Consider the following 11532-nt stretch of genomic DNA (forward strand, 5'->3'; position numbering starts at 1 on the left):
TAAAAGTACAAAAAAAACAAAATAATCTTCACGTCATAATAGATGCGGATAACTTACTGAACACTTGAAAACCTCCTCTGAAAACTACAACAGGTGAAAAATGAAATTAGCTTGGTATTCAGATCTGACGAAAACCGAAAAAAAAACTTATTGGGCAAGCCTCGGGGGATACACTCTCGACTCCATGGATACAACAATTTATTCCCTGGTTATTCCCATCTTATTGAGTATCCATTTTCTGACTAAAACAGACGCTGGCGTGCTGGGATCCGTTGCGCTGATTGGCAGCGCCATTGGCGGCTGGGGTGCGGGATTGATGGCTGACCGGTTTGGTCGGGTTCGTGTCATGCAATTAACCGTTCTGTGGGTGGCTTTTTTTACGGCGGCCACCGCTTTTTGCGATCACTTCTGGCCATTTTTTGTTATCCGATTCTGCCAGGGGCTGGGCTACGGTGGTGAAGTTGTGGTGGGCGCCGTCCTGATCAGTGAAGTCATCCGTGCTGACTACAGAGGGCGGGTGGCGGCGTCCATCCAGAGCGGTTACGCGATAGGTTACGCCATTTCACTGGCAACGTTACCGTTACTGCTGGCTTTCTTCCCGGAAACAAGGGCCTGGCGGGTGTTCTTCCTGGTAGGAATTATTCCTGCCGCGTTGGTCTGGTTTATCCGCCGTCTGGTACCGGAATCCAGCACTTTTTCCACAGCCACTCCTGACAGAAACACCAGCATTACTGCCATTTTCTCCGCCCCTTATCGTCGCATCACGCTGATCTCAACCTTACTGGCCAGCGGGATTTTTGGCGACGCCTATATCATGATTACCTGGCTTCCCACTTATCTGCGTCTCACGCTGGGTCTGCCCGTAACCTCAATGTCAGGCTATCTGACCATTAACATTTTGGGATCACTGATTGGACCTTTCCTTTACGGACTGATGAGTGACCATATCGGGCGCTGGCGCGCGGTGATGATCCTGTTGGTCGCCCAGTCGCTGGTTGTCTCACTCTATATGTTTGTCTCAATCGATATGACCAGTACGTGTAGCGCCGAAAACGATTTTGGACTGATTTGTAATTAATTCTGGACTCGATTTCACCCACCAAGCCAGTCCAAAATCTATTGCAAATTGACTTATTTTTAAACACCGCGCCAGTACCTGCCTTTCGCCTCTCTTATCTGCTGGACTGCCTTACCCTGTCGAGTTAGTGTCCGTCGCGCTGCCAGGCCTGCAGTTTTTATTGTCAGCGAGAGGATAATTTGCATGAATTTCAATGAAGCCCGTCAGACCATGACAGATGACGCCTGTGAGGTTGTTTCTGCGCTATCACAGGCACCTGCTTTAACGCTCCAGGCCATTGCCTACATTACCCATCAGAAAGAATACGCCACCCGCTTTATACTTGAGCAGATGGCGATATTTGAGGTTGTACGTTGTGAAAGTGGCCACTGGTCGCTGACTGAAGGCTTTAAAGCCTCTGCCAGGTGATATATGGCCAGCCTGTTCACGGCTGGCCTCAGTTTCTGATAATCAACTCACCCGCCTTATATCCGTTGTTTGATCCCACGCTGTACGTTGTCACCGCCGTGTCGATGGTTAGCCCTTTAAACGCCTCACGCATGTCAGGGTGATCGTTAACTGAAATAATTATCTTCCCTTTGATGGTTCTCGCCAGTTCAGCCATCTGCACGTACTGATCCATGCCGAACGGCACGCCGTAGCCCTGCGTCTTCCAGTATGGTGGATCGAGGTAGAACAACGTTTCGGGTCTGTCATAACGCCTGATGCACTCCTGCCAGTCCAGGTGCTCGATAGTCACCCGCTGGAGACGCAACCAGGCATCAGACAGCGTTTCTTCCATGCGCAGGATATTCAGCTTGGTTTTGCCCGATGCACTGGTGCCGAAGGTTCTGCCAACGGCTTTAGCGCCAAAGGAGAGCTTTTGCAGGTAGTAAAATCTGGCGGCACGCTGAATATCGGTCAGGGTTTCGGGTGGGGTATCTTTCAGCCATTTAAATATTTCACGACTGGTTAAAGCCCATTTAAACTGCCTTATAAACTCCTCAAGATGATGCTGAATGACGCGGTAAAGATTGACGATGTCGCCGTTAATGTCGTTAAGCACCTCGACTCTGGAGGGGGACTTCATAAAGAAGAGTGCAGCACCGCCGCAGAACGGCTCCACGTAACAGGTGTGGTCGGGGAATAATGGTATCAGATGCTTTGCCAGCTTACGTTTGCCACCCACCCAGGGAATGATTGTGTTAGTCATATTACCTTCGTTAATTGATCTGTGTTAACGATCAATAAATTGCTTATTGATCAGTAAAACCAATATTAACCAGGTCGCAGGGTGAGCAGCAGTTACAGGGGTGAGGCGGGCTTTCGCGCCGGGTCACAATGGCAGGCATTTGTAAATTTTCGCTTAAAATGCTTGCGAAGTGGCATTTGTTTATTCAAGTATCAGCACTCACTCAAGTGCAATTATTAAACGGGATGTTATGGATAACGGTATTCAGATAGCGATGTCTCCGGTTCAGTTGGCTGCTGTTCTGTCAGATAAAACAGTCACTGAATCAGAAACAATGAGTAACCGCCTGCTGGGTGGGCTTGATCTTATTATGGGCAGTCTGGAAATGGCTGGCGCTACCGCTCTTTGCATGGCACCAGAGCCTACCGGATTAACTAAGGCCGCTTGCGTTGTTGTTGGTGCCCACAGCATGGACAGTATTAATACTGCGGCTGACCGGATGCTTTCCGGGACTAACACCCGCACGGCGACATACCGGGCAGCAGCTGAACTGGCTAAACAGTTCGGTGCCGATGATAAAACAGCGTGGGAAATCGGCCTTACGGTTGATATAGCTGTTCCTGTTGGGTTTGCTATGGCAGCAAGTGCCGCTCGCGTTGCGATGATCCGCTCTGGCCGTATAAACCTCAGAGAGCATGAGTCATTTAACGGGTTAAAGCCTGGCGGCCATGCGATTGAAAGGCATGTTGGAAGAACAGAGGCTGAATTAAGACAACGTCTCGCATCGCGGCCAACCATGACCGGGAGCAGCACCTTCCACAACCTGCGCGTAGCTGAAGACGCAATATCCAGAGCATTGAAATTCAACGCTCAGTTGGTTAAGCGCTGGGCGAGCAATGGCAGATCCGGCTCCAGAATGGAGATAGATTTTTTTGCAGGCAATGAAATTGGTTTTGGCATTAAAACCGCCACCGGCCCTGTTATAAAATCATATAAATTACGGTTAGTGCTTGTCCTTCAGAATTATCACGGAAAGCCTTACTACGTACTGACAGCCTTCCCTAAACTGGACTGAACAATGATTTATTATTATCTCGACCATCTTATGGGGGCGTACCTCAATCAGGACTATGACCTTTCCGGTGAAACGCCCGAGGAAGTAGTTCAGTGCTACCTGGACAGTGAGGGAGTCGCCCACGCTTCAGGGCTTGCTGAAGATTGCACAAAATTTATTGAAAACAACAATGATGTTGAAACGAATTTTGAGGCGCTATATGGAGATGATTTCAGCCCCAGATTATGGCGTATTACAGCCATTGAATTTCTTCAGAAGACATCAGAACAAGCGAAAGCATTTATCAGTGACAGTGAGTCCAGATAATATCCTTTCGTTACTCAGTAAGAATAACGCCGGGATTTTCCCGGCGTTATTTTATCTGCTATACCGCCTGTACAGCTTCAGCGGATTCAGCTTCCGGCACGTCCTGGCCGTTATCAATGCTGTGCTTGTACTGGAGGCTGTTAACATACTTCTGCACAAGAGACTTAACGCTGGCTTTATCGTCTTCAATGACTTTATCAGCCAGTTGGGTGGCAATGGTCTGCTCCTGTTCTGACAGGGCTGACTGGATCTTGTCGAAGTAGTCACCGCAGGCCGTTTTAACCGCGTCCTCATTGCTCAGGGTCAGATGCCCCAGAAACTCAGTTACAGCGGCCTGTGCATCTTCCTGAGTGTAGCCATCATACACAGCGTCAGTGATGGTGGTGACAAGCGCAGAACTGCGCAGAGCGCTGATTGCCGATTTCTCGATATTGCCGACTAATTTAGTCATGGGGATATTCTCCGTTGGTTTTGGTTTATTACAGGTAAAAAGAGGCCGTATCCATGCGAATAATTTCACGGATGTTTGCTCCTGTTTTATTTCGGGTTTATCTGCCCGCCAGATGTATTAAATAAATTACTGGCTACTTATAACTCAATTCAACCGCTTATATATTTACGAAAACGTCAATTGATTTACTCAATGTTTAAACTGACTGGTTTAACCTTCTTCCCGGTGATGTGACCCGTCACTGCAGGAAGATGTGTAAGCAACATTGTTATTGTGTGTAGTTATTTCCCCGCCTGCTGTGCCCACGGGACAGGCGGTTTTTTTTGACCTTATTCCGGCTTATCCGGCCATGCTATTGATTTGTAACCCGCCTCGTTAGTCACGCCCGTCAGGTCCAGCGCCTTAAGCGCTTTGATATATGCCATCCATTTCACCAGGCTGGCCTTATCGTCATCGCTGATCACGTCAAGCTGTAGCTCCGTTCGCCAGTCGGCGGTGGTGCTGTTGGCTTCGGTCACCAGGGTCTGGCGTTGTTCCTCTGCCCTGGCCTGATACTCTTCAGCGGTCAGCGGCTTCTCGCTGATTGTTTTACCGTCGAACTGCCAGCGGGACGTGGAGTCACCGGGGAAGCCTTCGGGAAGATCGCTTTTGTCTGTCTCGGCCACGCTCAGATTAAGCGGAACTATACCGCTCACATCATATTTGGCATCAACAAGCAGCCCGGTGCTGTCATAGGCAATTTTCATCGCGTCAGCAGAGAATTCAGACTGTAGCTTGTACCAGTCATTGCCATCTTCATCCTGAAGATACATCGCGCCGTCCACACCATTTTCAGGCGTATATCTGGTGAAGTTTTTATAGATTTTCATACAGCCTCTTAAGATACCGTTTCAACATTAATCCACTGGCCGTTAACCAGAATCTGAGCATAGGAATAGCGGGCTTTTGCGCCGGTATAAATCCCAACACCGGTAACACAGGTGCCTGAAGGAGCCGACCAGTCAGATGAGCCTGTGGTGGCCCAGGTGGAGGCTGCGTAGCGGAAACCTGTCACGGCAGCAGATGCAACCGGCGGGGGGTTATTGGGGCTGTAAACGCGCTGGCCCATTTCGTTCAGCGTGTTGCTGGTGTCCAGTGAGCCGGTACCCGTTATATCCACCCTCCCAAATTCCTGCGTGTTGCCGTTATTTACGGTACGGAAAATAAAACCACCAATCCCACTGCCCGCATTGCAAACAAGGTCGACTTCCCCTCTACCTCCTGATTCGTTCCACAACAGGTGGGAACCCTGACCCGCTGCGCCGAGTGTATTGGAATTAACGTGCAGTCCGGGTGAGGTGACCCCCTTACTGCCCACGGTGCCACCCTCTGCGGGGAATGCGCCACACTGTGCCGCCGTTGGCTTGTTAACAGTGGTGAACAGCTCCCCTTCATCCGTGCTGTCTACCGTCAGGTGTGGCTTGCCGTCATCTCCCCAGTCAATATAAATGCTGTGACTGCCCGATGAATGAAGACCGCCGCCAGCCTGAACGGCTTTATAGTTGCCGACCTTATCCAGTCCAAGGTTCTTTTTGGCGGTGGTGGCATCTTTCAAATCTGACAGATTTTTACCCTGCTGAAGCGCTCCACTGACTCGCTCATCATCCTCTGCCAGGAATAACTCTTTCAACGCGGAGAGTAACTGGTCATTGGTTGCTTCAGCGGGTTCAACTCCGGCTGCGGTTAATACGGCAATAACTTCCTGCTGCAGGCTGCGGGTGGCGGCCTGATCGTCATTCATATACGTAGCGGTGACAATGGTGGCCAGTGCGCCGGTTTCTTTGTCTTTATCGTGAAAAAGACCGTCTGTCGTATCAATGGGATCAATTAAGGGTTTCATTATTCGCTGCCCTCTGAATATTTAAATACGCATTCCGTGTGAGCCGGTTTTAATCGCTTAAATAATGTTTCCAGGTCGGGGTCTCCCGATTCCTCCAGGCGGTCACCTACGGAGGATTCACCCACCCGGAAATAATAAATTCGCTCAGGTGTGCCATTAACGTTAATTATCCAGCGCCACATCGGGTCGTCCGGTTCTTCAATCGTTATCTCGTAGCCCATCGCGGCGGCGAGATTGATAAAATACTGTCGGCTCAGCCCGCCCGTTTCAGCCAGCGCGGCCATGACCCTGGCGCGGCGCTGCTGTAGCGTGTCGCTGTCGTCAACCGTCAGGGCGTAAACCCGCTCCCAGTCGATGAGCGTGTCAGTGGCGGTTTCGGGATCAATTGCGGACACAAGGTCGGCAATGATGGCATCCACGATGCTGAGGATTTGCGCGTCGGCGGTCAGTTCCGCACTCAGGCGCTCCCCTGACGGCTCATAGGTCACCGGAGGCAGCAGCAGCGCCAGCAGGTTGAAATAGTCCGTTCTGGTCATGCTTCGGTAAGCTGCGTGATGGTAATGGTGCCGGGGCGCACCCACTCAACCACGGTGTCATCCACCGTGGGCGTGACGTTGCCCGTGGGGGCTGAAATCTCGTAATCCAGCACGCCCTCGGTGTCGGAAATCAGCGCCCCAATCTGGGTCCTGATGGCCTCCTGTCCGGGGATCAACGCATTAAACCAGGTGGTGAGGCTTGTGGTGATGGCACTGGTGACGGCGTCCATCGTGGTGTCGTCGCTGATGCCCACCGCCACGGTAACGTCGAGGGTTTTCTCCGTGGGGGCCAGTACCTGACAGTCCTTTGCCGTCACCGGGCGCACGCTGTCGATGTAGGTCTGCACGGCGGCAAGGGTTTCATCTGAAGGCAAGCCATCGGTGGCGGTGATCACCACGTCAACCGTTCCCAGCCCGCGACGGAGCGGAAACACCCAGGCACCGCCCACGCCGTCCACCGACTCGGCCCAGACTTTATAATCATGCGCGTTACCGCCCGCTGCGGGCTGGCGCATCACGTCCAGCAGGCGGGTCAGCAGCGCGTCGTCCAGTTCGGTATCCGTTCCTCCGGTCATGCTGGCCACGGTGACGGTGCTGTCCACGCCTGAAGGCGCAGAGACCAGCGTGCCGGTGACGCCTGCGGTGAGGTTGCCCGCCGTGCCTGTGGTGGTGGCTTTTGCCGCAATGGTGGCCATGCCGTTGTCGTCCAGCTTGCCCTCTGCGGTGGTCTGATACAGGGTACTGTTTCCCTTTATGCGAAACTGCAGGCCGCTGGCAAGCGCTGTGTTTTTTGTGCCGGTTAAGGCAATGCTGCCACCTGATGCAGTGGCCTGCTTGCGGCTCAGGCCGCGCAGGCGGGCATGCATCACCAGCCAGTCGGTGTCTGCCGTGTCCGGGAACGCCTGACGCAGCACCCAGGCGGCATACTGATACAGGCTCCAGACGACGGAGGCGGTGGCATTTGCCCTGACGGCATTGTCGCTGTCCGTGCCGGTGTCGGCATCAGGCAGCTGGTTGCTGACTTCTTCCAGCCAGCTCTCAGCAATGTCAGCCTGCGCGGGTATGGTCAGGGGCATTGTTAGCTCACTTTAACCGGGTATTCAAAGGTGGCCACTTCACCGCTGGCCTGTTCGATACGGACAGAAAGACTGAGCCAGCCGGAGCGGGGGCGCGTGGCCGAGACCGTTACCGCCGTTGCGCGACCGTCCGTGACCAGTGGCGAGAGCGCCTGAAAGGCGTACTGCTCAGCCAGTGCGCGGGTCTGCTCCGTATCCTTACGGGGCAGCAGGTGCAGCTTCGACCCCACCGTGGGCGCAAAGAGGTAGCTGCCCAGCGGGGTTTTGAGGCGCATCTGTGCGGCATTCTCAAGGCCGGTGGTGCGTTCACCGTTGTAGTCGCCCGTGGCCGGATCAATCATTCTGTCCATGTGGGGCAGCTTATCGCGCGCGCGGGGTGGGTATGAGTCACATGGGTGAGACGGGATTGATGCTGCTGAGGCGGGAGTGATGGATGAAAAGGAGGTAAAGGCGGGCTGACACGCAGCCCACCTGGTCAGTTCTGCGGGCCGTCCGACATACCGTCCGGGGTGTTATGCCTGTGAGATTCAACCCTGATGCCGTTAACGGTCAGGCTTTCGGCGGTAATGCCTTCGCCGCCCGTGATGTCCATTCCGGCAGTGCCGGAAATCGCGCCCTGGGCGGTCAGTTTCTGCGTGGCCGTCAGCTCCGGGGTGTCGATTTTCGCCGCATCCGTGGCGGTAACGTTGAAGTTTTTTACATTGACGTTCAGCGTGTCGCCCTCGATGTTAATAATTTTTCCCTGCTTAAGCGTGACGGATGCACCGTCGCTGTTGTAGAGGGATACTTCGCCGGAGCTGAGGGACTGGATGCGGTACTGGCTGTGCTCGGTGGCCACCACGATGCTGTGGCTGGTGCGACCGCCCAGCGGCAACACCACGGCCATCGCTCCCTCTGGCGGCACGGACGTGAGGCCATAATGCTGGAAGACCTCAACCTCCTGCAGGGTCTCTGAATCCAGCCCGTCAAGCTGGGCGGTCATCACACCGCCCGTGGTGGTGATGCGGGACAGTGCGGCACGAAACGGCAGGCGTATGGCCCTGAGCGCGGCGGCAATGCGGCTGTTGATAATGGCGGTGAAGTTCATCATTTAATGTCCTGCCAGTCGGTCCAGTACTCCGTGGTTTTTTTGCCTTTTTTCTTGTGGCGGGATCGCGGGTAAGCATCCGGTATCCAGATGCCATCCTCTTTGAAGGTAAGCGTGGTGGTCAGCGGCATGCCGCGCCCTCCACGAATTTCACGCCCCATCAGAAAATAAATCCCGTCGATATCGTGAATGGCGCTCTTGATGGCCACACGCTGGCCCGGTATCCAGGCCGCGCCGCTTTCAGTGTGAACGCCCCGCACCACGGCGGTGATCGTCAGCGCCTTCAGGCGCGAATCTGACAGCAGCTTACGGGCGCGGGCGGTGGCCTCCTCGTCCGTGTCCGTATCGCCTTCAACCTGAATATGAGGACGGTACAGGGAAAAGCCCGCGTCAGTGGAGGTGCCTTTGTAGTTGCGCACGCCATCGTGCTGTGTGGTGGCATGCCCCTGCGTCAGAACCGTAACCTCTGAGTAGCGCCCGGCGATGCTGGTGTGCTTTGTCAGGTTCAGCAGATTACCGGTGCCGTCGCGGTTAAGCACCAGTGATGCCACCGGTTCGGCGCTGTAGTCCGGGCCACCGATAACCAGCGTGCCGTCCGGGGAAATCCACGGCCACAGACCGCTGACCTCGGCGGCTTTCTGGAGAGCGGACCAGGCCGTCTCGCCGGGCTGAATACTGAACTTTTTAGGCGCGGTGGTCGAGTCTGCCCTGACGTCGATTTTTGAGATGCCAAGAGGGCGCACAATTCTGGCGATAACCTCCTGCAGCGTCATCTCCTGGGCGGTAAAAATCGGGGCGCTGCAGTCGAGCAGCACGGCGGCTTCATCGCGCCCGGACAGGTTCAGAACGTGCTGGCCACGCAGCACCGCATGGTTAATGTCATCAATCAGACCGGTCATCAGGATATCGCTACCGGCGCTGAGGACGGCGCGTGCACCGGCCTTTACCTCTGCAGGCAACGTGGCACCGCTGATGCCCAGATCGAGCTGCCACTGACCGGCTGGCGTCAGAAAATCTGCCACCACGGACGTGCGCATCCAGTCACTGTGAGAGACGCCCCCGACCGTCAGGGTCAGGCGTTCGTCAGCCGTGGTGGTGGAATTATTTTGCGTAGGCATAGAGTGTTACTCCGGGCTGCAGGTCGTTAGGGTTGCTGAGCGACGGGTTGAGGCGCAGCAGCTCCTCTGCCCGTGAGGCATCGGCGTACCAGTCGAAGGCAATCAGGTGAAGATTAGCGCGGCGCGTCACCTCGCGGGTGATAAGCGGCGGGCGCTGCTGGATAAGGTTGTACGCCTGCACCTGCAGCGCGTAAGCCAGCTGCTGCAGGGTGCTGATAATGGCGCTGTGGGTGCGGGTGTCTGCCGTCAGGCCGCTCTGGCGGGCGGTGGTGACGGTCTCCTGCATGGCGCTGCGTTCGTCGGCCAGCGCATCGACAATCACGCCGCGCACGTTGTTGGTGATGGCCTCAATCTGCGTGCCGGTCAGCGACGGCGTGGTGGTCTCATTCTCCATCACGGTGCTGGCCACCTCTGACAGTTCGCTGACCGCCACCAGGCGGACGGTACGGTTAACCAGCGCGGTATCGCTGGCGCGAACGGCGGTCACCTGACTCAGCGGGAGCGCAAAGGCTTTTTTGATGGTGGTGATACTGCGTGAGGCGATGTAGGCAGCAGGGTAAGACACGGCGTTATCCGCCAGTCGGGTGACCTGCTGCCAGTCTGATTTAACGCCGGTGCCGGTCAGGGTCAGTGAATCACTGAAGGTGCTGAACAGGCTTTTTAGATCGCTCACCAGCGCGGTCGGCGTGTCCAGCAGGTTACTGACGCTTGCCGCCGCGCCCTGAATCTGTTCGCGCACGCTGTCCAGCACGTACTCCCCCTGGGCGACAATGGTATTAATGCGCTCCGCGCCGTTCTCCAGCGTGCGGATATCCGACATGGCGGTGCTGAAGGCCGACGCGGCGCTGTCGAGCAGGCTGCTGCCGGTTGAGGAAATGCTTTCGGATGCCTGAGCGGCAGAGGCCGCGCTGAACAGCGCCTGCTCCTCGCCAGACTCAATAAAGACCAGCTCAATGGTGACGCCGTCCATCGTCTCGGCCTGTTTATCAATCCCCGCCTCCAGAAACTGGGCGCGGGGAATGGAGCCGTAGACCGGGTGGATAAGCTCACCGGGGCCACCGGTTTTAAACGTGGTTATAAGAGCCTTTAACTGCTGTTTCCAGTCACTGCCAAACAGAAAGGCGGTAATGCGGAAGTTGACGGGCTTCAGCCCCTGATCCTCGACCGTTGCGCCATCGTGGTAAGGATAGGCATAACTGACCGTGTCACGGGCCAGGGTGTCGCGGGTGGCGAGGCATTCAAACTCCACGCCCCGGAACGACGCCTGCAGCAGCGTATCCACGCCCGCCAGCGCGGCCAGCTGGGAGATAAAGTCGCTCATGTTTAGTGCCTACGGTTATTGAACTCGGCCTGCTGCATGATGTGTTGCGTCATCAGAGCGCTGTCGAGATAAATATTGATGGGTGGAAGCGCCGGAGTGGATGCATTGGCCCCGGCTTTGCTGGCAGGCTGTGAACCTTCACTTTGTGCCAGCCAGCGCCTGATTTCATCCCAGGCATCAAGCCCCCCGACAGGTTGCGGCAGGCGCGATGTGGTTTTTGTACCGGCAGTTTTATCCCGCCCACGCTCAAGAAATTCGGAGTAAAAAGCATCCCCAGCCATCATCACGTCACCCAGCGCACCGAGCTTGCCGAGTTTCAGTAGCTTACCTCCGTATTTTTCAGTTACCTGCAATCCTTCTTCGGCAACCTCACCCGCACCGGCAAATTTTTTACCCAGCCAGTTTTTTGCCTTACCCAGGCCGCCCCCACCCAG

At 55.1% G+C, this 11532-nt stretch carries 14 protein-coding genes and 1 pseudogene; 4 read left to right on the top strand and 11 right to left on the bottom strand.

The annotated features are described in order from the left end of the window. Window positions 1–100 precede the first annotated feature (100 nt). Both GSQ70_RS03010 and GSQ70_RS03015 read left to right on the top strand, forming a co-directional pair. Entirely contained in the window at window positions 101–1078 is a 978-nt protein-coding gene (locus GSQ70_RS03010) for an MFS transporter (RefSeq protein ID WP_255455392.1), read from the top strand. Window positions 1079–1261: 183 nt separating this feature from the next. Next, entirely contained in the window at window positions 1262–1486 is a 225-nt protein-coding gene (locus tag GSQ70_RS03015) for a hypothetical protein (protein WP_158781013.1), read from the top strand. Window positions 1487–1514: 28 nt separating this feature from the next. On the opposite strand, the gene GSQ70_RS03020 is transcribed toward GSQ70_RS03015, so the two are convergent. Then, window positions 1515–2270: a DNA adenine methylase gene (locus GSQ70_RS03020; RefSeq protein ID WP_158781015.1), complete on the bottom strand. Its 756-nt coding sequence runs from the start codon at window positions 2268–2270 to the stop codon at window positions 1515–1517. 229 nt (window positions 2271–2499) lie between these two features. Between GSQ70_RS03020 and GSQ70_RS03025 the strand changes: the two genes are divergently transcribed. Together GSQ70_RS03025 and GSQ70_RS03030 are read left to right on the top strand one after the other, a co-directional pair. After that, on the top strand, window positions 2500–3324 hold the full coding sequence (locus GSQ70_RS03025) for an RNase A-like domain-containing protein (RefSeq protein WP_158781017.1): 825 nt from the start codon (window positions 2500–2502) through the stop codon (window positions 3322–3324). 3 nt (window positions 3325–3327) lie between these two features. Beyond that, complete coding sequence (locus GSQ70_RS03030) at window positions 3328–3630, top strand: contact-dependent growth inhibition system immunity protein (protein WP_158781019.1); 303 nt, start codon at window positions 3328–3330, stop codon at window positions 3628–3630. 58 nt (window positions 3631–3688) lie between these two features. Here GSQ70_RS03030 and GSQ70_RS03035 read toward each other — a convergent pair whose 3' ends face one another. The 10 genes and pseudogenes from GSQ70_RS03035 to GSQ70_RS03080 all read right to left on the bottom strand — a co-directional run. Continuing rightward, entirely contained in the window at window positions 3689–4081 is a 393-nt protein-coding gene (locus tag GSQ70_RS03035) for a hypothetical protein (protein WP_158781021.1), read from the bottom strand. A 329-nt stretch (window positions 4082–4410) separates the two neighbouring features. Further along, window positions 4411–4950 (bottom strand): tail fiber assembly protein, encoded by a 540-nt coding sequence (locus GSQ70_RS03040; protein ID WP_158781023.1) that lies wholly within the window; start codon window positions 4948–4950, stop codon window positions 4411–4413. A gap of 8 nt (window positions 4951–4958) precedes the next feature. Continuing rightward, on the bottom strand, window positions 4959–5960 hold the full coding sequence (locus tag GSQ70_RS03045; protein WP_158781025.1) for a hypothetical protein: 1002 nt from the start codon (window positions 5958–5960) through the stop codon (window positions 4959–4961). Then, window positions 5960–6496: a YmfQ family protein gene (locus GSQ70_RS03050; RefSeq protein ID WP_158781027.1), complete on the bottom strand. Its 537-nt coding sequence runs from the start codon at window positions 6494–6496 to the stop codon at window positions 5960–5962. Before GSQ70_RS03050 ends, GSQ70_RS03045 begins: the two co-directional genes overlap by 1 nt. Beyond that, complete coding sequence (locus GSQ70_RS03055) at window positions 6493–7572, bottom strand: baseplate J/gp47 family protein (RefSeq protein ID WP_158781029.1); 1080 nt, start codon at window positions 7570–7572, stop codon at window positions 6493–6495. The genes GSQ70_RS03050 and GSQ70_RS03055 overlap by 4 nt, the downstream gene beginning before the upstream one ends. Window positions 7573–7574: 2 nt before the next feature. Then, window positions 7575–7922 carry a phage GP46 family protein gene (locus GSQ70_RS03060; RefSeq protein ID WP_158781031.1) on the bottom strand — a complete coding sequence of 116 codons (348 nt, stop codon included), beginning with the start codon at window positions 7920–7922 and terminating at the stop codon, window positions 7575–7577. A 125-nt stretch (window positions 7923–8047) separates the two neighbouring features. Beyond that, a complete protein-coding gene (locus GSQ70_RS03065; protein ID WP_199257215.1) occupies window positions 8048–8662 on the bottom strand; it encodes a phage baseplate assembly protein V in 615 nt (204 codons plus the stop codon). Beyond that, entirely contained in the window at window positions 8659–9777 is a 1119-nt protein-coding gene (locus GSQ70_RS03070; RefSeq protein ID WP_158781033.1) for a phage baseplate assembly protein, read from the bottom strand. The genes GSQ70_RS03065 and GSQ70_RS03070 overlap by 4 nt, the downstream gene beginning before the upstream one ends. Further along, window positions 9761–11098, bottom strand: coding sequence for a DNA circularization protein (locus GSQ70_RS03075; RefSeq protein WP_158781035.1), 1338 nt, complete (start codon window positions 11096–11098; stop codon window positions 9761–9763). Before GSQ70_RS03075 ends, GSQ70_RS03070 begins: the two co-directional genes overlap by 17 nt. Window positions 11099–11100: 2 nt before the next feature. Continuing rightward, a pseudogene (locus GSQ70_RS03080) lies at window positions 11101–11532 on the bottom strand (hypothetical protein); the annotation flags it as partial.

Origin of the sequence: Pantoea sp. BAV 3049 (assembly GCF_009765445.1) — a bacterium.
Taxonomy (GTDB): Bacteria; Pseudomonadota; Gammaproteobacteria; order Enterobacterales; family Enterobacteriaceae; genus Erwinia.